21 protein-coding genes, 1 tRNA gene and 1 other RNA gene are annotated in these 25,058 nt (G+C 33.3%); 10 read left to right on the plus strand and 13 right to left on the minus strand.

Annotated features, from left to right (window positions below; genetic code table 11):
* Positions 1–226 precede the first annotated feature (226 nt).
* A complete protein-coding gene (locus CCE28_RS19710; protein WP_095135611.1) occupies positions 227–850 on the minus strand; it encodes a 50S ribosomal protein L25 in 624 nt (207 codons plus the stop codon).
* A 103-nt stretch (positions 851–953) separates the two neighbouring features.
* On the minus strand, positions 954–1,547 hold the full coding sequence (locus CCE28_RS19715) for a 50S ribosomal protein L25 (RefSeq protein ID WP_176461935.1): 594 nt from the start codon (positions 1,545–1,547) through the stop codon (positions 954–956).
* 200 nt (positions 1,548–1,747) lie between these two features.
* Here CCE28_RS19715 and CCE28_RS19720 point away from each other — a divergent pair, with 200 nt between their 5' ends.
* Positions 1,748–2,149, plus strand: a complete 402-nt coding sequence (locus CCE28_RS19720; protein WP_207652936.1) for a four-helix bundle copper-binding protein — start codon at positions 1,748–1,750, stop codon at positions 2,147–2,149.
* Positions 2,150–2,289: 140 nt separating this feature from the next.
* Entirely contained in the window at positions 2,290–2,457 is a 168-nt protein-coding gene (locus CCE28_RS19725) for a (2Fe-2S)-binding protein (RefSeq protein WP_095135614.1), read from the plus strand.
* Positions 2,458–2,505: 48 nt separating this feature from the next.
* On the opposite strand, the gene CCE28_RS19730 is transcribed toward CCE28_RS19725, so the two are convergent.
* The 7 genes from CCE28_RS19730 to CCE28_RS19760 form a co-directional block, all read right to left on the minus strand.
* The gene (locus CCE28_RS19730; RefSeq protein WP_176461936.1) at positions 2,506–4,530 is read right to left on the minus strand and encodes a methyl-accepting chemotaxis protein; all 2,025 of its coding nucleotides are present in this window, start codon (positions 4,528–4,530) and stop codon (positions 2,506–2,508) included.
* 239 nt (positions 4,531–4,769) lie between these two features.
* A complete protein-coding gene (locus CCE28_RS19735; protein ID WP_207652938.1) occupies positions 4,770–6,182 on the minus strand; it encodes a phospholipase D family protein in 1,413 nt (470 codons plus the stop codon).
* A gap of 313 nt (positions 6,183–6,495) precedes the next feature.
* Entirely contained in the window at positions 6,496–10,029 is a 3,534-nt protein-coding gene (nifJ, locus tag CCE28_RS19740) for a pyruvate:ferredoxin (flavodoxin) oxidoreductase (RefSeq protein ID WP_095135619.1), read from the minus strand.
* A gap of 166 nt (positions 10,030–10,195) precedes the next feature.
* A complete protein-coding gene (locus CCE28_RS19745) occupies positions 10,196–10,462 on the minus strand; it encodes a pro-sigmaK processing inhibitor BofA family protein (protein WP_176461937.1) in 267 nt (88 codons plus the stop codon).
* A gap of 271 nt (positions 10,463–10,733) precedes the next feature.
* Positions 10,734–11,036 (minus strand): DUF2508 family protein, encoded by a 303-nt coding sequence (locus CCE28_RS19750; protein WP_095135623.1) that lies wholly within the window; start codon positions 11,034–11,036, stop codon positions 10,734–10,736.
* A gap of 302 nt (positions 11,037–11,338) precedes the next feature.
* Positions 11,339–11,938 (minus strand): recombination mediator RecR, encoded by a 600-nt coding sequence (recR, locus tag CCE28_RS19755; protein WP_095135625.1) that lies wholly within the window; start codon positions 11,936–11,938, stop codon positions 11,339–11,341.
* Positions 11,939–11,984: 46 nt separating this feature from the next.
* Positions 11,985–12,332 carry a YbaB/EbfC family nucleoid-associated protein gene (locus CCE28_RS19760; RefSeq protein WP_095135627.1) on the minus strand — a complete coding sequence of 116 codons (348 nt, stop codon included), beginning with the start codon at positions 12,330–12,332 and terminating at the stop codon, positions 11,985–11,987.
* Positions 12,333–12,553: 221 nt separating this feature from the next.
* Between CCE28_RS19760 and CCE28_RS19765 the strand changes: the two genes are divergently transcribed.
* The 3 genes from CCE28_RS19765 to CCE28_RS19775 all read left to right on the plus strand — a co-directional run bounded on the left by CCE28_RS19765 (position 12,554) and on the right by CCE28_RS19775 (position 16,069).
* Positions 12,554–13,474: a hypothetical protein gene (locus CCE28_RS19765; protein ID WP_095135629.1), complete on the plus strand. Its 921-nt coding sequence runs from the start codon at positions 12,554–12,556 to the stop codon at positions 13,472–13,474.
* A gap of 104 nt (positions 13,475–13,578) precedes the next feature.
* Positions 13,579–14,256: a response regulator transcription factor gene (locus CCE28_RS19770; RefSeq protein ID WP_095135631.1), complete on the plus strand. Its 678-nt coding sequence runs from the start codon at positions 13,579–13,581 to the stop codon at positions 14,254–14,256.
* 97 nt (positions 14,257–14,353) lie between these two features.
* A complete protein-coding gene (locus tag CCE28_RS19775; RefSeq protein WP_176461938.1) occupies positions 14,354–16,069 on the plus strand; it encodes a HAMP domain-containing sensor histidine kinase in 1,716 nt (571 codons plus the stop codon).
* 12 nt (positions 16,070–16,081) lie between these two features.
* Here CCE28_RS19775 and dnaX read toward each other — a convergent pair whose 3' ends face one another.
* The 3 genes from dnaX to CCE28_RS19790 all read right to left on the minus strand — a co-directional run bounded on the left by dnaX (position 16,082) and on the right by CCE28_RS19790 (position 18,485).
* Complete coding sequence (dnaX, locus tag CCE28_RS19780) at positions 16,082–17,728, minus strand: DNA polymerase III subunit gamma/tau (protein ID WP_095135635.1); 1,647 nt, start codon at positions 17,726–17,728, stop codon at positions 16,082–16,084.
* Between the two features lie 383 nt (positions 17,729–18,111).
* An RNA gene (ffs, locus tag CCE28_RS19785) (signal recognition particle sRNA large type) lies at positions 18,112–18,375 on the minus strand.
* A gap of 22 nt (positions 18,376–18,397) precedes the next feature.
* Positions 18,398–18,485: transfer RNA gene (locus tag CCE28_RS19790), tRNA-Ser, on the minus strand.
* Positions 18,486–18,759: 274 nt separating this feature from the next.
* On the opposite strand from CCE28_RS19790, the gene CCE28_RS19795 reads away from it, so the two are divergent.
* The 5 genes from CCE28_RS19795 to CCE28_RS19815 all read left to right on the plus strand — a co-directional run bounded on the left by CCE28_RS19795 (position 18,760) and on the right by CCE28_RS19815 (position 24,096).
* Positions 18,760–19,278 (plus strand): NADH-quinone oxidoreductase subunit NuoE family protein, encoded by a 519-nt coding sequence (locus CCE28_RS19795; protein WP_095135637.1) that lies wholly within the window; start codon positions 18,760–18,762, stop codon positions 19,276–19,278.
* A gap of 2 nt (positions 19,279–19,280) precedes the next feature.
* Positions 19,281–19,673, plus strand: coding sequence for a (2Fe-2S) ferredoxin domain-containing protein (locus tag CCE28_RS19800; protein ID WP_242973040.1), 393 nt, complete (start codon positions 19,281–19,283; stop codon positions 19,671–19,673).
* Between the two features lie 48 nt (positions 19,674–19,721).
* Positions 19,722–21,515 (plus strand): NADH-quinone oxidoreductase subunit NuoF, encoded by a 1,794-nt coding sequence (gene nuoF / locus CCE28_RS19805; protein ID WP_095135639.1) that lies wholly within the window; start codon positions 19,722–19,724, stop codon positions 21,513–21,515.
* Between the two features lie 19 nt (positions 21,516–21,534).
* On the plus strand, positions 21,535–23,283 hold the full coding sequence (locus CCE28_RS19810) for an NADH-dependent [FeFe] hydrogenase, group A6 (protein ID WP_095135641.1): 1,749 nt from the start codon (positions 21,535–21,537) through the stop codon (positions 23,281–23,283).
* A 150-nt stretch (positions 23,284–23,433) separates the two neighbouring features.
* Positions 23,434–24,096, plus strand: a complete 663-nt coding sequence (locus tag CCE28_RS19815; protein WP_095135643.1) for a helix-turn-helix transcriptional regulator — start codon at positions 23,434–23,436, stop codon at positions 24,094–24,096.
* Positions 24,097–24,106: 10 nt separating this feature from the next.
* On the opposite strand, the gene CCE28_RS19820 is transcribed toward CCE28_RS19815, so the two are convergent.
* A complete protein-coding gene (locus CCE28_RS19820; RefSeq protein ID WP_095135645.1) occupies positions 24,107–25,054 on the minus strand; it encodes an ornithine cyclodeaminase family protein in 948 nt (315 codons plus the stop codon).
* Positions 25,055–25,058 lie beyond the last annotated feature (4 nt).

Here is a 25,058-nt window from a genome sequence, read left to right on the forward strand (position 1 = left end):
CGACTATTAAATCATATCATTTTTGATTTGATGTGTCAACACATTTTTGGATTTTATTTTTCTGCTGTTGTTGACAACATGTAATACTTTAACACCTCTATTATATAAAGTCAACATTAATTATTCTTGAATTTTATCCCAACACTCTCATAACTATATATATGTGGTTAGCTCCAACTAATTAACAGATTAATATGCATGTGTAATATTATATTACACATGCATATTAATCGTCTTTGTCACCAAAAAGAACTTCTGTTACTATGTCCAATTGTTCCACTTCAGGTTCTTCTATTTTTCTATCTGCCTTTATAAGAGCCGCTATAACATCTTCTCCATTGTTCATTATACTTATTTCCTCAGCAAACTCCACATCTCCAATTTTCAGAGGATTTCCTGGTTTAAGCATTGACACGTCTACATCAATACTATCTGGAATATTTTGCGGCAAGCACTCTACTTCTATTTGTGACATTTGCTGCTGAACTACCCCTTCACTAGATTCAACCTTTCCTTTGCCCACTAATCTTATTGGCACCATAGTATGTATAGGAGTACCATAAGATATTTTTTGAAAATCTATGTGAATTATATCATTACTAACAATATCCCGTTGAACTTCCTTTATCATTACAAGATTTTGGCTTCCTTCCGTATGTAGATCGATTAATGCATTAGATCCATAGGATTTTATTAAAGTATCTAAATCTCTTTTATCTAATTCAATAACAGAATTTTCAATATCATGGCCATAAACTACCCCTGGAATACGGCCTTCTGTTCTCATCCTGTGGCAAGCATTTGATCCTATTTGATTTCTCATGTTGGCATGTGCATTAGACTTAAGCATCTTATCCCTCCTAGTATTTATCTACTAGTCAGTATTTCCAAAGTTTAAGTTTATATACTTATAGAATAAAAAAGAGTTAGCCAAAAAAGCTAACTCCTTAAACTTAATATAAACTAGGTTGTTCCACAGGCTCCTCTATCTTACTCGTAGAAGCAAGCAAAGCCACAATTGCCTCCGAATCATCTAATACATCTATATTTTCATTTTCAAATACATCTAAATCCTTAACTAATACAGGTTCTCCAAACTTCATATTAGTTGCATCAAACTCTATAGATTGTGGTAAATATTTAGGATAAGTTTGAATCTCTATTTCCGTCTTTTGTTGTTGTATTACAGATACACTTGATTCAACTGCAGATTTATTCAATATGTACAGAGGAATCTTAACACTAATTTCTTGATTTTCATCTAATTCTTGTAGATCTAAATGCAATATATAATTTTTAGTAATATGTCTTTGTACTTCCTTAATAATTGCCGATTTAGTCTCTTCTCCAAAATCTAATTGTACAGTGGCCCCTGTTCCACATTTATTAAACATCCTTTCCAGTTCCAACTTACTAAGTTCAATACTTTTAGTTTCCTTCCCACGTGAATATAAGGTTGCTGGAACTAAACCTTCTCTTCTTAAGTATTTCAATTGAGTTTTTTGCTTTCTTTTTCTCATTCCCGCTTTTAATAATGGTATAGCCATAATCTTTATCCCCCTTTGAAAAGTATACATGTCCTATATATATGTATTATATTTCTTTCATAAATATTACAAATATTTAGTTCATTTTCTTCTCACCATATTACAGACGAAACCCCAAGCACACTTTTTAACACACACCTATGTAGTTCCACGAATATATTATTATGTAGGCGTAAATTAATTTAGAAAGGAGAATGAAAATGTCCGAAAGCTTATCTCAACATCACCCCAATTACCCTAAAGACCCTTATTGTAACCATCCTTATTCAAAACCTTATCGTCAACCACCTATATTAATGACCGTTCAAGATTGCGAAGCCATGTGTGAACATATGACCAACTTTTTAAAAAGAAAAAAGGATCTTCAATCGAGAGTAATGCAACTTAAATTACTCCGTGATTGCGCAGATATTTGTACCTTAACGGCCAAATACATGGCACGCAACAGTGGCTTTGCAAAGTGTACTGCCGATCTATGTGCATTCATTTGTGAAGTTTGTGGAAAAGAATGTTTAAAATTTCCCGATCGAGAATCACAGCATTGTGGTCGAATCTGCTTAAATTGTGCAAGAGAATGTAGAGAATTTGCGATGATGGCCTAAGTATTATATTATTTCCATCACATCCTTTTCTAAAATATACTTAGCTAAATTATATTTTTGTTAAAATATGAATATTTCGGGGCAAATATATTTAAAATAAACGTGTATTACGCATTTATTTTAAATGGAGGTGAATGGATATGTCAGTTGTATGTGGATGTTTTGAAGTAACGGAAGAAACTATTCGTGAAGCAGTAAGAAATGGCGCTACTACAGTAGAAGCAGTGGGAGATAAAACACAAGCTGGAACTGGATGCGGAGGTTGTGTAGGAAGAATCCAAGAAATTATTGATGAAGAAGCAAAATAATAAAAAGGCATAAGCTTAATTCCTTTTATCAAGCTTATGCCTTACCTTTTATATTTTGAATCTCTTTATTTCTTCATTCATTTTTACAGCTAGTCCATTTAATTTATCAGCTGCTGATGCTACTTCTTCTACAGCCATAGATTGCTGTTGCATAGAAGCACTTACCTCTTCTGAGGCCGCCGCCGTCTCTTCTGATACGGCAGATATATTTTCTATTGCTCCTACGATATTATCCTTATCCCCATTTAATACATGGACAAATTCACCCATAGCTTCAATTTTCCCTGTAATGCTATCTATAGATTTATAAATGGTATCAAAGGACTCACTCACCTTGCCAACTGCATTAGACTGCTCCTCATATCTTTCTTTTACTTCCTTCATTACTTCTACCGTATTGGTACTATCACTTTGAATAGTTGTGACGATTCCTTTTATCTTATCTGCTGCATGTCTTGATTCTTCCGCTAATTTTCTTATTTCATCCGCAACAACTGCAAATCCTCTTCCATACTCTCCTGCTCTTGCAGCTTCAATAGAAGCATTTAATGCCAACAGATTAGTTTGTTCTGATATGGAAGCAATTGTATCTAAAATACTTCCTATATATTTAGTTTTATTATCTAGCTCCATAATAGCTTCTTCTATTTTTCCAGTAGCTTCACCATTTAACTCAGTTCTATCCTTTAAGTCTTCGACAGCCTTAACTCCATCTAAATTTGCTTCCATTACTTCATTTGCAGATTTTAGCATATTATCCGTATTGTTAGTAAGCTGAATAAATTTCTCTGAAAGGTTGCCAGTAAGTGTAGCTCCTCTCTCTGCATCGGCTGCCTGTTCCGTTGCCCCTTTTGCTATTTCTTCAACAGTCTTAGCCACTTCTTCTGCTGATGCACTAGTTTCCTCTGAAGTTGCCGCCAAATTTTCTGCCGATGCAATTAACTCTGTAGAAACACTTTGTACATTCCTTACTAGATTTCCGATTTCGTCTATCATTACATTAAAACTGTCTCCTAATTGACCTAACTCATCCTTTGATTTAATCTTTGTCAATACAGTTAAGTCACCTTCTTTAATTCTTTCCATATCCTCAACCAGTATTTTTATTTTCTTTGTTAAACCCCTAGAGAATATAAATGAAATGAAAAGAGCAATTATTAAGGCAATACTTCCAATCATTAAAGCATTCCAAAGCAAAGCCCTTACATCCTCTTCTATTTCATTCTCATACATAGCTGAAAATACAGTCCATCCTAATTTATCTAATTTTGTAAATGTACCAAATTTATTATATGTTTGTCCATTTTCTTCCCAATCATAATCTACTATACCTTCATCCTGTTGCTCTATAGCCTCTTTCAATTCTTCAATTGGTAAAGGTTTCCCAATAAGCTCTTTATTTTTATGGGTCATAGTATTTAAATTTCTATCCAATATAGCAGGATAGCCTCTTTTACCAACTTTAATCATATTCATTCTATTTGCCAAGTTTTCCAAAGATATATCAGCACCTACAACTCCTACAAATTCATTTCCATTAGAAGTATTGTATATAGGTATTGCGACTGTAATAACCTGTTTTCCTGTAAAAGCATCTATGTACGGATCTGTCCATATCAACCCATTTTCCTTAACAGCCTCCTTATACCAGCCTCGTTGTATAGGATCATAACCTTCTGGTACTTGAGCTTCTGGATAAAGAAAAATATCGCTGTTCTTTGTTCCCAGATAAATGGATAGAACATTTTCATGGCCCTTTATGTAACTTTCAAAGTTTTTTAACATCCATTTTGAATAATGTGGATTCATTAGAACTTCCTGTACATTTGCTTCATGAGACATTTGAATCATACTCTCTTCATAGCCATACATCATATTATTAATAGACTCTTTTATTTCGTTAGTCATCTGAAGGGTTGTTTGCTTGAAATTTTGTTCCATAATATCAGAAGCTTTTTCATAGGACATAAAACCTAGAGTCATAAGTGGAATAGCTATTAATAACACGAATACAATTGCTAATTTCGCGTCTATCCCCATTTTCATTTTTTTTAACTTTTTTGATTTCATCATATACATGAATACCTCCCCTAATCAATTTATTATTTAAGTAAATGAACTTAAATGTGTAAGCATTCATCTCCCCATCTATATTATCGACATATTTCTACTTTTCCCAACACTTTTTTCCAGATTTTCTTCCAATAATCATTGGTATATAATTCCACAAATGGACGATTGTATGATTTGTTAAATAAATTTCTTATTTACCACATAAAAAACAGATGGGTAGCAATGCCCCCATCTGTTTTTTAAAATGTGCTAAATCCGCTCCACTCCTGAAAACGATAAATCATAGTTCTAAATATGGATTCATCCTCATATTCAGAATAATCAACCGTGTATAAACCATCATCATTATTCCATATTCTATCAAAGTAATTTAATATAATTCTTTCAATTCCATCATCTTTATTAACTCTTACCATCAAATCTGTTTCTAAATTGTAATCTCCTATATTTCTTCTAGTTAAGTTAGCAGAACCACCTATTATTATGGTTTCTTTCTTTTTCTTTATGACTATTAGTTTAGTATGAAATTGTTCCCCATGGGTATCATACCATTTTATTTCTATATTATTTTCACTCTTATTTTTAAGTTCCAAAGCAACTTGCCTATTTGGAATACCATTTTTCTTAACTCCAAAGGCATCCTTATTACAATCTAAGATTATTCTTACATTCACACCTCTCCTAGAAGCATTTATGAGTTCCTTTATAACTTCCCTTTCAGACAAATAAAACATGGCAATTTTTATTTCATCACCCTTTTTAGCCTCTTTAATTTCTTTTATTAGACTTTCCTTTATTTTTCCTTCTGTTATTAAGGTAACTTTTCCATTAGGAGCCATATTGTCTCCTTTATATTCAATAGATATATCTTCTTCAAGCCCAGAGAGTTTAAGAACATTCAGTTCTGACTTGATTAAATCTTCTATTATTGGCCCCGTTACTTTAAATGCCATATTGGAGTGATTTCCACTGGCATCATGGGGATTCATGGAGGCTACTATGGCACCTCTATCAGTTATTATAACCTTTCTATGATTTGCTTTGAAATTTAAAAGCTTTAAATATCCTCTCAAAGTCACCTTAGATGAATCTGCCCTAAAAGGGTTTGGCAATAGACCCTTGTGTCCAACTCCAGACCATTTTATAAAACTCCTCCAAACACCTGAGTACATAGGATTTGAATCCCTCATCTTTTCCATATTAGTAATTATAACTGGAATATTATTCGCTTTTAATTCCTTTATATATTCCGATTCATATACTCCATAAAAATTATTAATCTCATCTGTTATAAATAGTATTTTTACATGAGGATTCTCTTTCTTCTTATTAATAAGAGCTTCCGTTAATGTTTTTGATATTTCTGGATACTTAACTTTAGTATTTCTGTTATAATCATCATTAAATAAAAACATATCTACTAATATGAAGTCTTCAGCTTCATCTATTAACTTTAGCTGCTCATTAAATATTTTTTGTTCCTTAATATATTCCTTACCTTTCATATAGGTTATATCATATAAAAACTCTATATTCCCATCCTTTTCTTCACTTTTATAAGATACACCATCAGGTACACTTCTAAAAAAACCATTCATAATTACAATAAAAACAATTGCCCATAATATTATTTTGTATTTATCTTTTTTCACCCTACCACCTCCTCAAACAATTTCTTATCTAATATTATATAGATAAACTACGTCCAAACTCAATAAATCCCAGCTACTTACAAGGCAATATAATATTTACACTCCATAGTCTGATAGTGACTTACCTTATAAACGCTTTTATTTATATGCCCGAAGTAAGTTCACATACATTTAGATTGAACATGGTTTATCCATATAGATATATAATATTTACTTTATATAAGAGTTATCATAATTTAGATTATCAAATAATTCAAGTAATAGTTAAGACTAATAAAAAAAGGATGCAGATTAATCTGCATCCTTTAATATACTATCCTAATTGAGCCATTGTCTTGTAAGTAGTATACTTGTCTTGTGCTTCTCCCTCAGCCTTAACGAATAATTCTTTCGCTATTTCTGGGAATTGCTTTTGTAATGAAGTATATCTTACTTGCCCTTCTAAGAAACCTCTAAACTTAGCAAAGTCTGGTTCTTTAGAATCAAGTACAAATGGATTCTTTCCTTCTTTCTTAAGTTCTGGGTTGAATCTGTATAAGTTCCAGTATCCACAATCTACAGCTTGCTTAATGTTAGCTTGTGCTCTTCCCATACCCTCTTTTATACCATGGTTGATACAAGGAGCGTATGCGATAATGATTGATGGTCCATCATACTTCTCAGCTTCAGTTATAGCCTTCATGAATTGGTTCTTATCAGCACCCATACCAACTTGTGCCACATATACGTATCCGTAGCTTGCAGCCATTAATCCTAAGTCCTTCTTCTTAACCTTCTTACCAGAAGCAGCAAACTTAGCTACAGCAGCAGTTGGAGTTGCTTTAGAAGACTGTCCACCAGTATTTGAGTAAACTTCCGTATCAAATACTAATACATTTACGTTCTCACCAGAAGCAAGTACGTGATCAAGTCCACCATAACCAATGTCATTAGCCCATCCGTCTCCACCAATAATCCATACAGACTTTTTGATGATGTAGGATTTTCTTTCTTCAATTTCAGCTAATATTGCATTAGCCTTTTCATCTTCTACACTTGATGCAAATACTGGTAACATTTCTTCGTAAGCTTCCTTAGTTACTTCAGCATCCTCAATTCCATCTACCCACTTAGCAAATGGAGCTTTAACATCATCAGAAACATTAGTTTCTAATAATTCGTTAACAAGGTCTGCTAATTTATTTCTAATTTGCTTAACTCCTAAGTGCATACCAAATCCATACTCAGCGTTATCTTCGAATAGTGAGTTAGCCCAAGCTGGACCTCTTCCATTCTTATCTGTACAGTATGGTGTAGCTGGTGCTGAAGCTCCCCAGATAGAAGAACATCCAGTGGCGTTAGCTATCATCATTCTGTCTCCATATAATTGAGTAATAACCTTAGCGTATGGAGTCTCTCCACATCCAGCACAAGCTCCAGAGAACTCTAAGTATGGATGCTCGAATTGACTTCCCTTAACTGTCTTATTATTCATTGGGTTTTTCTTAGGTTCTACAGTCATAGCATAATCCCAGTTAGCTACTTCTACTTCTTGAGAATCGATTGGCTTCATTTCAAGAGCAGTTTCCTTAGCTGGACAGATATCAGCACAGTTACCACAACCTGTACAGTCTAGTGGACTTACTTGAATTCTGTACTCTAATCCTTCGAATCCTTTACCCATAGCTTTCTTAGTCTTAAATGATTCTGGTGCATTCGTACATTCTGCATCGTCTGCTAATACTGGTCTAATTGCAGCATGTGGACAAACGAAAGAACATTGATTACATTGAATACACTTATCTATATTCCACTCTGGTACGTTAACTGCAATACCTCTCTTCTCGTATGCAGAAGTTCCCATAGGTAATGTTCCATCTTCTCTTCCAACAAATGTACTTACAGGTAGTTCGTCTCCCTTTTGTCCATTTACTGGCTTTAATACGTTTGTAATAAATTCTGGTTCACATACTTCTGCAGTTGCAGCAGCTTCCTCTACTAGTGCTGACCAAGAAGCAGGTACCTCTATCTTAACTAATGCACTGATTCCTCTTTCTACAGCTGATTGGTTCATGTTAACAATCTTTTCACCTTTTTTACCATAAGACTTCACTACAGCCTCTTTTAGGTACTCAACAGCTTTTTGATCGTCAATAACCTTAGCTAACTTGAAGAATGCCGATTGCATAATCATGTTAGTTCTGTTTCCAAGACCAATTTCTGTAGCTATATCAGTAGCATTGATTGTATATAAGTTAATTTCATTATCTGCTATGTACTTCTTCATTGAAGAAGGTAATCTTTCTTCTAATTCTTCAGGTGACCACTTACAGTTAAGTAAGAATGTTCCACCCGTCTTAAGTCCATCTAATACGTCATACTGATTTACGTATGCAGGAGTTGAACAAGATACAAAGTCAGCAGTACTGATTAAGTATGTAGATTTAATAGGCTTCTTACCAAATCTTAAGTGAGATACTGTTACTCCACCAGACTTTTTAGAGTCATAAGAGAAATATCCCTGTGCATAAAGATCAGTCTTATCTCCGATGATCTTAATAGCATTTTTATTAGCTCCAACTGTTCCGTCAGAACCAAGTCCCCAGAACTTACATCTAATAGTTCCTTCTGGAGCAGTTACAATAGAATCTTTAATCTCAATAGATGTATTAGTTACATCATCAACGATACCTACTGTAAATCCATTCTTAGGCTCATCTGCCTTTAAGTTATCAAATATAGCTTTAACTTGAGATGGAGTAGTGTCTTTAGATCCTAATCCATATCTACCACCAATAACCATAGGAGCATCTTTTTTATTATAGAATAATGTTCTAACATCTTGATATAATGGTTCTCCTAATGATCCTGGTTCTTTTGTTCTATCTAAAACAGCAATCTTCTTAGCAGTCTTAGGCAGTACATTCAGGAAGTACTTTTCACTAAATGGTCTATATAATCTTACTTTAACTAAACCAATTTTTTCTCCTTGAGCTACTAAGTGATCAATAGTTTCTTCTATAGTTTCAACTACAGAACCCATAGCTATAACTACATTTTCAGCATCTGGTGCTCCTACATAGTCAAAAGGCTTATATTCTCTTCCTGTAACTTTACTAATTTCTTCCATGTATGAGTTAACCATGTCTGGCACGTCATCATAGAATCTGTTACAGGCTTCTCTAGCTTGGAAGAAAATATCTGGGTTTTGAGCCGATCCTCTAGTTACTGGATGCTCTGGATTTAAAGCTCTTGCTCTAAATTCTTTAACTGCATCGTAGTCAACTAATTTAGCAAACTCATTATAGTCGATAGTTTCAATCTTTTGAATTTCGTGAGATGTTCTAAATCCATCAAAGAAATGTAGGAATGGTACTCTACTCTTAATAGAAGTTAAGTGAGCAATTCCACCTAAGTCCATAACTTCTTGTACAGATCCAGATGCAAGCATAGCAAATCCAGTTTGTCTAGTTGCCATAACGTCTGAATGATCTCCGAAAATTGATAATGCATGACTTGCTACAGCACGAGCACTTACGTGGAATACTCCAGGTAATAACTCCCCAGCAATCTTATACATGTTAGGAATCATTAATAATAAACCTTGAGAAGCAGTAAAAGTAGTAGTTAATGCTCCTGCTTGTAATGATCCATGAACAGCACCTGCTGCTCCTGCCTCTGATTGCATTTCTGTAACTTGTACAGTTTGACCAAAAATATTTTTTTGTCCATTTGCTGACCACTCATCAACAAACTCTGCCATATTTGATGATGGTGTAATCGGATATATTGCTGCCACATCTGTAAATGCATATGAAACATAAGCCGCAGCCGTATTTCCGTCCATTGTCTTCATTTGTCTAGCCATTTGTAGACCCCCCTTGTATACAATATACTTTCTTTGAGAAATATATGTCCTACAATTAATTTTATTACATTCCAAAGAAAAATTCTAGTAGTTTTCACTAGAATATGAAGTATTTTTTTTTATTTTTTTTATTTTTCATACATTTCACTACAATTATCTCATCTGTTTATAGAACCTTCTGAAGGAAAACCAATAGTATTACACCAGGAATTCCTAATAAACCCGCCACTAATGCAGTTAAAATATTTATGCCTATTTTAAATCCTATAAACTTTCCTAAAAAGTTTACTGCTATTAATAATATACCTCCTAATACACCATTCCAAATTAATTTCAAAGTTATCTTAATGGGTATTAAAAGAACATATCCTAATATGTACAGAAGTATTAATCCAAAGGCATAAGCCAGTATTACTTGTAATTCTACAGCCATGCACAACCACCCTCCATGGTTCATTTATAAAAAAACATTTCTATATTTAGTATATTAAAGGTTGTATCAAAAATATTACTGAAATTATAATCTTCTTTCATAAAATTTTTTCATGGACTTCCTACTGGCACCTACATATTTTTTTATCTAGTATAAAGCACAAAGTATAAAGTATAAAGTATACAATGATGTTTTTAAGATTGTATATTTCTATATTTGCACTCGTATACAAAAAACATAACGAGGCGGGCTGCCTTTTAACCCCACCTCATTATAATTCGATATATATTCCCATTTCCCTTGCCAATCTCATAAGATATATATATTTTGTCCTAGCCGCTTCCATTCTAAATATGGCATGATCTATCAAATCAGGATCTGTGGCGTTTTGAAAAAAGTTTTCTGCATTTCCCCATTCATCATGAGCTAATCTTATATTGTCTAGCATTTTATCAGCTTCACTTTTTACTTCTTGCCCTGTTAATAGTTGTGAATATATGTTGTTTATGCTATTTAAAAAATTGTTCTTCTTTACCTTTTCACTTCTTTTAATATTTTTAACAGCCTCTTGCATAACTAACCCCCCTAAAAAAATCTTCTTATATATAACTTCTCCACATTTTTAGGTAGGTATACCTTTTTTAGGGGTTTTTAAAAAAGATTTTATAATAAAATATAATAAAAAAGGCATACTCCGTACGCTTCGCTATGGAACCCTATGGTTCCCTTCGACGCAACGAAAGTTGCTGAGCACCCTCCTTTAAAGAGGCAGGGGAATACTTCCCCCGCACCCCCTTATTTTTTTACTTATCCACAGTTTTGAAAATATATAATTTCCTAGTAAGTAAAAAAAGAATGGCTATTTAATAGCCATTCTTATATTTCGCGTCTGCCTTCTAATGCCTTTGATAAAGTTACCTCATCTGCATATTCTAAATCTCCACCTACAGGAACACCATGGGCTATTCTAGTAACCTTTATTCCAGCTGGTTTTATAAGCTTAGAAATATACATGGCAGTAGCTTCTCCCTCTATAGTAGGATTAGTAGCGATTATAACTTCCTCCACAGGATTTTGTTGTAATCTAACTATAAGTTCCTTTATCTTTATACTTTCAGGCCCTATACCTTCCATAGGAGATATGGCTCCATGTAATACATGATAAAAACCTCTGAATTCTCGAGTTTTTTCCATAGCTATTACATCCTTTGGACTTTCCACTACACAAATAAGATTTTTTTGTCTACTTTCATTTCTACATATATTACAAGGGTCCACGTCTGTTATATTTGCACAAACAGAACAATATCTAGTCTTTTCTTTAGCATATACTATAGCCTCTGATAAAGCATTAGCATCTTCCATACTAATATTTAAAACATGAAAGGCTAATCTTTGAGCTGTCTTTTTTCCAATACCAGGTAATTTAGAAAACTCTTCTATTAATCTAGCAACAGGACCTGCATAATATTCCATACTATCCACCTCCAAAAATTAAACCGAGCTTAAGCTCGGTCTTTTACTAGAATAATCCTGGTATGTTAAGTCCACCTGTTACTTTACCCATTTCACTATTCATCATTTCATCTGCTTTTCTTAAAGCCTCATTTGTAGCAGCTAGAATTAAATCTTGTAACATTTCTATATCATCTGGATCTACTACTTCTGGTTTTATAACCACATCTAGTATTTCCTTCTTACCATTTACTTTAACAGTAACAGCACTTCCGCCAGCACTAGCCTCTACTTCTTTTTCTTCAAGTTCACTTTGCATTTTTTCCATTTCCTTTTGCATCTTTTGAACTTGCTTCATCATATTATTCATATTTCCAGGCATTCCTCCTGAAAATTTACCTCTACCTTTAGCCATTTAAACTCTCCTCCATTTATATTAAATTTTTCAATTTTTATACTATTATACGTTTAATATTATACCATATATGCAAATATATATAATATTTTTTTCATAAGTGTTTATAGATTTTCCATAAAACTTTAAGAAAACATATGAAGGACACAAAGAGAACATACCAACTCATTAAACTTAAGTTAAGTTAAATCGCAGCACACAATTATGAGGAGGAATTTAAAATGAAAAAATCAAGAATATTAACATTAATACTAAGCGGAGTTATTTTAGCATCAGGTGTCAGCCCAGTATTTGCAGCAACAAATTCAAAAGCTCAAGTAAAAACATATAAAATACAACAAATTGAACTAGATGATGAGGTTGACTTTGATGAAGACTTTGACAACTTCGATGATTTCATAGAATCTATAAAGGATGACTTAAGTAAGGATGAAATAAAAAAATTAGAAAAGCTACATAAGGATGCAGTAGCTTTAGAAGAAAATGAAAAGTTTGATGAAGCAGATAAACTATGGGATAAAATTTTTAGCCTTACTGATAAATATGAAGATTTTGATGAAGACTTTGACAATTTTGATGATTTCATAGAACCTATAAAGGATGACTTAAGCAAAGACCAAATAAGAGAATTAGAAAAGCTATATAAGGACGCAGTGGCTTTAGAAGAAAAGGAAAAGTTTGATGAAGCAGATAAACTATGGGATAAGATTTTTAGCATTACTGACAAGTATGAAGATTTTGATGAAGAACTTCCTTCCTTTAAGGATTTCATCAAGGATTTAGAAGATGCCTATGATAAGAAGGACTTACCTAAAATAGAAAAAATCTATAATAAAATATTAGATTTAGAAAAAAGTGATAAATACGACGAAGCAGATAAACTATGGGATGACCTTTTTAAATTCTTGGATAAGAATGATGTAGTTATCCAACTAGAAGATATAGACTTCAAAGATTTTATAAAGGATTTTTCTAAGGATTTAAAAAAGGATGAATTAAAAAAGTTAGAAGACCTTTACAATAAAGCTTTGAATTTAGATAAAAAAGAGAAATACGACGATGCAGATAAAATATGGGATAAGTTTTTTGATGAATTAGATGAAAACATTGATTGGGAAGAATGTGAAGATACAGATAAATAGTTTATCCTACAACAAGGGTGTACATAAAGTTTAACAACTTTTGTCCTCCCTTGTTTTTATGCTATATTATAGATTATTAAGGAAAATATAAAGGAGGTATTCTTTTGAATAAAAGTGTGCTTATAGTAGAAGATGAAGCTAGAATATTAGAAATCACTTCAGATTATTTTAAGGCAAATGATTTTCATGTATTTGAAGCAATAGATGGCCAAGAAGCCTTAGATGTATTTAACTCTAATAAAATAGATTTAGTAGTATTAGATATAATGATGCCTAAATTAGATGGTTGGTCTGTATGTAGGAGAATTAGAAAGAATTCAGATGTACCTATCATCATAATTACAGCCCGTTCCGATGAAGATGATAAATTAATGGGCTTTGAATTAGGAGCTGATGAATACGTAACAAAACCCTTTAGCCCTAAAGTATTAGTGGCAAGGGCTAAAAATCTTCTCAAGAGAGCATCCGGTTCTATTAATTCATCAATTAATATCTTAAAAGCTGGAGATATTAAAATAGATAAAAGTTCTTATATGGTCACAATAGGTGATGAGCAATTAGATTTAGCTCCTAAGGAATTTTCCCTATTGGTTTATCTTATAGAAAACAAAGGATTGGTATTATCTAGAGAAACTATTTTGAACAATGTATGGGGATATGACTTTTTCGGAGATTTAAGGGTTGTAGACACCCATATAAAGAAATTAAGGAAAAAACTTGGTGATAAATCTTCCTATATTCATACTCTAATAAGAGTAGGATATAAATTTGAGGTCCTTTAAAATGAAAAGAAAGAGCATAGTATTTAAATTATTTTTAATAACCACCTGCACCTTTTTATTATTCCTATTATTTCAAATGGTTTTCCAAAGCCTTTTTTTGGAACGCGTATACTATAATGAAAAAATTAAAAATACCAAAGACAGTATAAACGAATTTATTGAAAAGTATCCTTCTACAGAAGAAAACTTTAAACTCCTATCTGAGGAAGTAAATAAGTTCATAGAAGAAAATAATTCTTACCTGGCCATAACGGATAGTTCTGGTAACATAGAATTGTCTTATATGATAAATCCAATTCCAGATACTATGGTAATTAGAGGAGAAGATAATAACCTTTATAAGGTATATTTAGATAGCCTACTAGATAGTGAGGACTTTCAAAATTTAGAATTTAAATTAAATGATGAAATATACGTAGATGGTTTAATGGATGAAAACTTTAAGGAATTTATAGATATTTATTCTATTAAATATAAAGACAAAGAATATGTGCCAGGCGAAAACACAGAATACTATATAAGCATAGAAGATACCACTGATGAAGATAGTTTAGAGTTAGACGACTATTTAAAAGAAACTTCTATTACAGGGACTATTGTAAACTTAAATCGTACAGATTATTCTAAGGATTTGACCTTTTTTTATGATGATCTATTATTAGCACAAATTAATAGCTTTTTTACAGATTCAAATTTTCTTGATCCTTCAAAGAATGACTTTATAAGTTATGATTATTTAGATGAAATGACTAATGTACAACACATGATTTTTATAAAAGCATTTAAAGCAGGAGATGAAACTAAATATATATTTGTATCAACTTCACTTCAACCTGTTAGTGAAGCCCTCACTGTAATAGAAAAATACTATATATACTTTTTCATAGTTGCATTATTATTAATAGGTCTTTTGTCATTCTTTTATTCCAAAATGATCTCAAAACCCCTTATAAAGATTAATAATGTGGCTAAAAAAATGGCCATCCTAGACTTTAGCACCTATTGTGAAGTAAATAGTGATGATGAATTAGGAAGTTTAGGAAACAATTTAAATATACTATCTAAAAACTTAGAACATAATCTAAATGAATTAAAAATAGCTAATGCAAAATTAGTAGATGATATGGAAAAGGAACGCCAACAAGAAAATATCAGGCGAGAATTTGTAGCAAATATATCCCACGAGTTAAAAACACCACTCGGTGTAATTAAGAGCTTTTCTGAAGGAATAAAGGATGGAATATATGAAAAGAAACGGGATTATTATCTAGACGTAATAATTGATGAAGTAGAACAAATGGACAAACTAATTTTAGATATGCTTCAATTATCTAAACTAGAATCTAAAAATTTCAAACTAAACAAAAGTTCTTTCTCCTTAGATAAATTAATCTATTATTCAAATGATAAATTTGGAGCTATGATTGAAAGTAAAGGCATTAAAGTAAACTTAAATCTAAAAGAATCTACAGTATATGCTGATAAGTCTAAAATAGAACAGGTTGTAAATAATCTATTTTCCAACGCCATAAGATATAGTCCACAAAATGAAGAAATAAATATATCCATAGATGCAAGTGATAAGGATATTTGTTTTTATATGGAAAACACAGGAACTCATATACCAGAGGATGAAATTCATAGGATATGGGATAGATTTTATAGAGTTGAAAAATCTAGAAGTAAAGTATCAGGAGGTACGGGACTAGGTTTACTAATAGTTAAAAATATATTAGAACTTCACAATAGCACCTTTGGAGTAAAGAATACTAACAAAGGAGTAAAGTTCTTTTTTAGTTTAAAAAAAGGGTGATTAACATCACCCTTAAACTATTTCTAAATTAAAATCTCCAAACTTTTCTTTTATTTTTTCAACTTCCCCTTCCACATTTTGTGGAGTCTCTGGTTCATCCTCTTTTTTAACAGATAAGTTCTTTATATCTGATTCCATAACAAAATCCAATCCAATCTTTTTTCCATACATCTCTTCCATTACACTTTGTATAAAACCAGCCCCTTGAGCTGCCATCTCTTTATGGAATGAAAAGGCATCACCAAAGGATATTACTAACTTATTGTTTTTAAATCCAACTAGATTTCCTTCTATTAGTACGGCATGTAATGATATTTTCTTTTTCTTAATAACTTTTAATATATCATTCCATCCCTTTTTAATGCTATTAAACCTATCTCCCCTGGAAACTACTGTGGAAGGCTTCATTTCTTCCTTTACTTCTTCTTTTATTTCCTCTTTTAACTCACCTTTTGCTTCTTCTTTCACCTCTTCCATAGGAGAAGGATTAGAAACTACATTTATTTGACCTAATTTTATTCTTCTCTCTAGGGACTCTATCCTATCTAAAAGCCCTTCAACAGAATTATCCACCTCAGGAGAAGATAACTTTATAATTGTAAGTTCTAACAAGACCCTTGGTTGAGATGCCCATTTAGCATCGGCAGATAATTTGGATAATAGATTTATACTTCTACTAATAGAATTCATAGGTAAGCTTTCGCTCTGGTTACAAAGCCTTTCTACATTTTCCTTAGATAGATTTATTATTCCCTCTAAATCATCTGATATTTTGCTCATCATCAAATTCCTATAATGAGTTATTAAGTCCTTAATAAATTGATGTATATCTTTACCTGAATCCACTAAATTTTCTATGAGTTTCATGCATTCCTTAGTATTCTCATTTTGTATATTGTCTACTAAATCCAATAAATATGAATCATTTACAGTTCCTAATATATCTATCACATTGTCATATGTTATATTATTTTCATTAATTGACACGCACTGATCTAATATACTAAGGGCATCCCTTAAGGCTCCATCTGAATTTCTGGCTATAAGCTCCAGTGCTTGTCTATCCACATGGATATTCATGTTGTTACAAATGGATTCCATAGTATCTGATATATCACCTTCCTTAATTCTCTTTAAATCAAACCTTTGACACCTGGATAATATGGTAGCCGGTATTTTATGAGGTTCTGTTGTAGCTAAGATAAATATCACATAACTAGGCGGTTCTTCTAAAGTTTTCAAAAGGGCATTAAAAGCACCAGTAGACAACATATGAACCTCATCTACTATATACACTTTATACTTCCCTTTAGTCGGTGGATATTTTACATTTTCCCTGATTTCCCTTACATCATCCACACCATTATTAGATGCTGCATCTATTTCAATTACATCCATTATGCTCTCATTTAAAATTCCCAAACAAACTTCACACTCATTACATGGATTATTATCTATGGGATTTAAACAATTTACTGCACGAGCAAATATTTTGGCCGTAGAAGTTTTCCCCGTACCCCTAGTTCCACAAAATAAGTATGCATGAGCAACATTATCATTCTCTATTTGGTTTTTAAGTGTTCTTGTAATATGGCTTTGCCCTACTACATCTTCAAATTTATTTGGTCTATACTTTCTATATAACGCTATATATCCCATAACACATTACCTTTCTTTTGTATATTTTAATTTATATTGGCTATTATTCACTACTATTATTTTAAAATACAGGCTCCCATATGTAAATTAAATTATTATTAAGAACGGTCATATTGCATAACAGTTCTCTTTATAAAATGAGTTAATTTTTTATCCAAATTTAACTGAAATTTGATTGCATTTCTTTATGAAATTGCAAATTTATCCAATTTATTTTTTACATTTTATTACACTTAATCATGATTATATCCTCTGTAATCAAGCATTTTCAACACATAGAGTGACATTTGTAAATATTTTGAAAATTTCTTAATTTTTTATTAAGAATAAAAAAACATGTAGAATTTATATCATTCTACATGCTATTATACTATATGTAAAAGCTGTGCACCTATATCGACAAGCCGTTACAAGCGTGACCCGTATAGTTAACTCAACTCAGGCACCCTTGTGGCACATGAAAGTGACTACTTATCGCTGCTTCCTTCCGGATCTGACGAGGTTCATAGGCTTTCATTGCACAAGACCCAAATCTCATCGCCACTTGTACGGGGCAGACCTCACAACGACAGGCCTCTAATAGGCGTTCGACCCTGCTAAGGCGGATTGCAGGTTACAGGACACCGCCAACTTCCCATCTAGCACAGCAAACTTTATAAACTTTTTAACTGGCGGAGAGAGCGGGACTCGAACCCGCGGGGCCGTTAAGCCTTACACGCTTTCCAGGCGTGCTCCTTAGCCACTCGGTCATCTCTCCATATAAGGGTTAAAGTTTTTCGCCTCAACCACGACATATACTATGTTAACACATCTAAAAGTAATTTGCAATAGATTCTCAACTGTAAGTTTATTCAAGTAATTGTAAATTTTTTCTGTTCTTGTTAATAATTTATCATTGAATTGTCATATAAATTTTAGGAAAATTATTATAACTATATTTTTTAATACAAAAGGATTATTTTCCCTTTTAAAAGGGTAAATTATATAAGTAAAAGTCTTTTTATTAATATGAAAGGAAGGTGAAAAAATATATGAGTCACTTAAATCTTGATGTACAAATTCCAGAAACTGAAAATCTAGGAAAAGAAAAATTTGAAGAGCTAAGAGAATATATAAAAAGCTTAGATACAATTGATGGTGCTTTAATTAGTATATTACACAAAGCTCAAACTATCTTTGGTTACTTACCAAAAGAAGTTCAATTATTCGTAGCTAGAACATTAGATCTTCCAGGTGCTGAAGTTTATGGTGTTGTAAGTTTTTACTCATATTTCACAACTGAACCTGTTGGTAAATATACAGTAAGCGTGTGTATGGGGACTGCATGCTTTGTAAGAGGTGCTGATAAAGTAGTAGAAAGAATCAGTGAAAGATTAAATATCAAACCTGAGGAAACTACGGGGGATGGTTTATTCACATTAAAAAGCGTTCGCTGTATAGGAGCCTGTGGTCTTGCACCAGTAGTAACTATCGGTGAAAAAGTATACGGTAGAGTTACTGTAGATGAAATGGATGAAATTCTAGATTCCTATACAGGTGAGGAGGCATAAGTATGCAAATTAAATCTTTAGATGAATTAAAAAAGATAAGAGAAAACTCCCTTAAAAAGGTGAATTTAAGACAAACTGGGGAGTCTGATTCACCACATACTGAAATCCTTGTGGGAATGTCTACATGTGGTATCGCATCTGGTGCTAGAGAAACATTAAATGCTTTAGTTGAAGAAGTTAATAACAATAACTTAATGGATGTTAAAGTTATCCAAGTAGGTTGCATAGGTCTTTGCCATTCAGAGCCAATAGTTCAGGTAAATCGTCCTAACGAAAAACCTGTAGTATATGGAAAAATCGACGCCCAAACGGGTCGTGAAATCATTAAAGAGCACATTATCAATGGAAAAGTATTAGACCAATATGTAATTGATGCTGACTTTGCTCGTCCATAAATTAGGGTTTGCAAATGAAAAATTTCATATTAGGTTAGGAGGTAAATCATGAGCAATTATCGCATAAATATAATGGTCTGTGGAGGTACTGGGTGCCTTGCATCAGAGGGTGACAAAGTAATTAGAAACCTAGAACTTATCTTGAAGGCTCGTGGCTATGACAAAGAAGTACAAGTTGTTAAAACTGGATGTTTTGGATTCTGTGAACAAGGTCCTATCATAAAAATCCATCCAGATAATGTATTCTACGTAAAAGTTAAGCCACAGGATGCCAAAGAAATTATTGATGAACACATCATCAAGGGAAGAAAAGTTGAAAGACTTCTTTACGAAGAACCAAACATGCAGAAGAAGATCGAAGAACACGAAAATATGCCTTTCTATCAAAAGCAATTACGTGTAGCTTTAAGAAATTGTGGTTTAGTTAATCCAGAGGATATTCACGAATACATAGCATTTGATGGATATGCAGCCCTTGGGAAAGTATTAACTAAAATGACTCCAGATGAAGTTATTGAAGAAATCCAACAATCAGGACTTCGCGGTCGTGGCGGTGGTGGATTCCCAACAGGACTTAAGTGGAAATTCACTAGACAATCAAAGGCTGATCAAAAGTATATCATATGTAATGCTGACGAAGGAGATCCAGGAGCATTCATGGATAGAAGTATCCTAGAAGGTGACCCGCATTCCGTATTAGAATCCATGGCCATAGCAGGTTATGCCATAGGAGCTGATTATGGATACATCTACATCCGTGCTGAATATCCATTGGCAATCGAAAGATTAAATGTGGCTATAAAGCAAGCTCGTGAAGCTGGATTATTAGGAAAAGATCTATTCGGTACAGGATTTAACTTTGATATAGATATTAAATACGGTGCTGGAGCTTTCGTGTGTGGTGAAGAAACTGCACTTATCCACTCCTTAGAAGGTAAGCGTGGAGAGCCTACTTACAAGCCTCCATATCCGGCTGAAAGTGGATACAAAGGAATGCCAACATCTGTTAACAACGTGGAGACATTCGCAAATATTCCACCTATCATTTTAAAGGGTGCTAAATGGTTTAGCAGCATTGGAAGTGAAAAATCTAAAGGAACTAAAGTTTTTGCCTTAGCTGGAAAAGTAAACAACGTAGGTCTAGTTGAAGTTCCTATGGGTATTACTTTAAGAGAAATAATTTATGATATTGGTGGAGGAATCCAACACGGAAAGAAATTTAAGGCAGTTCAAACTGGAGGACCATCTGGTGGTGTAATCACTGAGAAAGACTTAGATACTCCAATTGATTATGAAAGTTTAATGGGTATCGGATCTATGATGGGTTCTGGTGGTATGATCGTAATGGACGAAGATAATTGTATGGTTAACATTGCTAAGTTCTACTTAGAGTTTACTATGGAAGAATCTTGTGGTAGATGTACTCCTTGTCGTGTAGGTACTAAGAGAATGTATGAAATCTTACAAAAAATCACTGACGGCGAAGGAAGTATGGACGATTTACAAAACCTAAAAGAACTATCTCATATGATTAAGGGAAGTTCCCTATGTGGACTAGGACAAACGGCTCCTAACCCAGTACTTAGTACTATGCACTTCTTCTGGGATGAATATGTTGCCCACGTTAATGACAAGCACTGTCCAACGGGAGAATGTACTGGTCTTGCTAAGTATAAAATCATTCCTGAAAAATGTGTGGGATGTACTGCCTGTGCTAGAGTTTGCCCTGTAGATTGTATTGAAGGGGAAGTTAAGAAAGTTCATGTTATAGATGAAAGTAGATGTATAAAGTGCGGAGCATGTTTTAATACATGTAAATTCAGTGCAATAGTTAAACCATAGTAAAGAGCGAGGTGATAATATGTCTAAAGAAACAGTTTCAATTATTATAAACGGTGAAGATTACCAAGTACCTAAAGATAGTACAATATTAGATGTGGCTAAGGAAGCACGTATTCATATTCCTACATTATGTCACTTAGATTTACACAATCTAAAAGCTGTAAACAAGGCTGCTTCTTGCCGTGTTTGTATGGTAGAAGTAGAAGGAAGAAATAATTTAGCTCCAGCCTGCGTTACTAAAGTAACTGAGGGAATGAACATCAAGACAGACTCTATTAAATCTATTAAGGCTAGAAGAATGGCTGTAGAGTTATTATTATCAAATCATCCAAACGAGTGTTTTACCTGTCCTAAGAACTTAGATTGTGAATTACAATCACTAGCTAAGAATTTAGGTATTACTAGAATCAAGTTTGATGGTGAAAGAAAAGAATATGCAAAAGATACTTCAAGTTCTTCAATCGTAAAGGACCCAAGCAAATGTATCATGTGTAGACGTTGTGAAACTATGTGTAATGACGTTCAAACCTGTGGAATATTATCTGGGTTAGATAGAGGCTTCGATGCTATCGTTGGACCTGCATTTAACCTTCCAATGAAAGATACTTCATGTACTTACTGCGGACAATGTGTTGCAGTATGTCCTACAGCAGCTTTAACGGAGGTTAACGCTACAGATAAGGTATGGAGCGCTATTGAAGATAAAGATAAATATGTTGTTGCCCAAATAGCACCAGCAATTCGTGTTGCCTTAGGTGAAGAATTTGGAATGGCACCAGGAACTATCGTAACTGGAAAGATTGCTACAGCTATGAAGCGAATGGGATTTGACGGAGTATTTGATACGGACTTTGCCGCTGACTTAACTATCATGGAAGAAGCATCTGAGTTAATTCACAGATTAGAAAACAATGGAACCCTTCCAATGTTAACTAGCTGCTGTCCAGCTTGGGTTAAGTTCATTGAGCATCAATTCCCAGAGTTATTAGATATACCATCTTCATGTAAGTCACCACATATTATGTTTGGTGCCATTGCTAAGACCTACTATGCTGAGAAAATTGGAGTAGACCCAGATAAGATCGTAGTAGTCTCTGTTATGCCATGTATAGCTAAGAAAGCAGAGGCTGAAAGACCAGAGCTTACTAAGGATGAAGCTAACAATGTTGACTTAGTAGTTACTACAAGAGAGTTTGCCACAATGATTAAAGAAGCAGGTATGGACTTCCCTAATTTACCAGATGGAGAATTTGATAAATTAATGGGAGAAAGTACTGGAGCATCTGTAATATTTGGTACAACTGGTGGAGTTATTGAAGCTGCCCTTCGTACTGCATATGAGTGGGCAACTGGAGAAACTTTAGAAAAGGTTGACTTTAAACAATTACGTGGGCTTGACGGTATCAGAGAAGCTTCTGTTGACTTAAAAGGAAAAGAACTTAAGATTGGTATTGCTCATGGACTTGGAAATGCCAGAAGATTATTAGAAGATATTAGGGATGGAAAGTCTCACTACCACGCTATAGAAATCATGGCCTGTCCTGGTGGATGCGTTGGTGGAGGTGGACAACCATATCACCATGGAGATGCATCTATAGTGGAAGCTCGTCATAAGGCAATCTATGAAGAAGATGCTGGTAAGAAGTTAAGAAAGTCTCATGAGAACCCAGAGATCATCAAGTTATATGATGAATTCCTAGGTAAGCCACTTGGTCACAAGTCTCATGATTTATTACACACTCACTACGAAAAGAGAGATAGAATATAACAACACTAAAGAAGATGAGAAAAACTCATCTTCTTTTAATTTTTATTGATTAAAATTTACTACACCCCTGTCTCCACTGTACTACATTTTATTTTTTGGTGTTATAATATAATTAATATTCCTTATTAATAATTTTTTTGAGAGGTGCATATGATTAAATTAACAGATGAACTTAAAACACTCCAATCCATCGCTAAGACCATTGCAAAGCAATTTGGTGATAAATGTGAAGTTGTTTTGCATGATTTTTCTAATGGCTATGATAATAGTATTGTCGCAATAGAAAATGGTCATATTACAGGACGAAAAATCGGATCTTCTATCACAAACACAGGCCTTGAAAACCTTAAACGTATACAAGATTCTAAAATGAATCCAAAAGATGGTTTTCATAACTATATGACCATTACCAAAGATGGTAAAACCTTACGGTCTTCTTCTTCTATTATAACTAATGACCAGGGTGAAGTTATTGGATCCCTCTGTATTAACTTTGATATTACAGACTTTATACTAGCTAGTAACACCATGAAGCAAATGATCGAGTTTGAAACCCCAACCCTTCAAAACGAAGTTTTTGTAAATGATGTTAACGAACTTTTTGATATATATTTAAAAGAGTGTATTAAGCATGTCGGAAAACCAATTGCTCTTATGCAAAAAGAGGATAAAATAAAAGCGATTTCATATTTAGATCAAAAGGGAGCTTTCCTTATTACTAAATCTGGCAAGCGAGTTTGTGAAATGTTTGGTATATCAAAGTATACGCTTTACAACTATTTAGACGAAATAAGAAATCAACAAGATAAATAAAAATGTAATTCTACTGTTGTACTTTTTCATAAATATAATAAGCTGCTGCAATATCTTCAATAGAAAGTCCTAGCGCTTCAAACAATGTTATCTCCTCATCTGAAGTCCTACCGGCTTTCTTTTGAGTTAACACATGACCAATTTCAGCTTTTATGTGTCCCTCCTTAATAATTCCTTCTTTCAAGGGAATCAGATAGTCTCCCGCTTCATGGGTTGCAGACTCTAATGAATCAACAAACAAAGTACAATCTCTCATGGTCTCAGAATCAATTTCCCTTGCATCAGGAGTACATGATCCAACAGCATTTATATGTACACCTGTTTTTAGCCATTCTCTCTTAATAATTGGTGTTCGAGCTGAAGTAACGGTGCATACAATATCGCTTTCTGATAATGCATCTTTAGCACTCTTATAATATTCTATTTCTAAATCTAATTCCGATCTCAATGTTTCTACAAATGCTTCTGCATAATCAACTTTATAGTCCCAAATTTTGATTTTCTTTATGGGCCTTACCAGCAGAATAGCTTCAATGTGGCTTTTTGCTTGAACACCAGTCCCCATAATCGTCAAAATTTCGCTATCCTCTCTTGATAAAGCTCTTGTTGCTACAGCACTTACAGCAGCAGTTCTAACTGCAGTAATTCCTTCACCATCTACAATAGCAACTAATTGTCCTGATGTATTTTCGAACAATACAACTATCCCTTGATGGGACGGTAAAAAGCGTTTCTTATTTTCAGGAAACACAGAAATGACCTTGGCACCAAAGACATTTTTATATTTTAAGTAAGATGGCATTAGGCCAAAAATATTGTTTTCCTCTAGATGTATGCTCATCCTAAGCTTTTGAACCACATCTTCATTAGATAGTGCCTTTAATGTATCTTCCATAACCCGAATCCCTGCAGACATGGTTAAATATTTTCTTACGGTCTCTTCATTGATTATTCTCATATAA

It is taken from the genome of Anaeromicrobium sediminis, from assembly GCF_002270055.1.
Lineage (GTDB): Bacteria > Bacillota > Clostridia > Peptostreptococcales > Thermotaleaceae > Anaeromicrobium > Anaeromicrobium sediminis.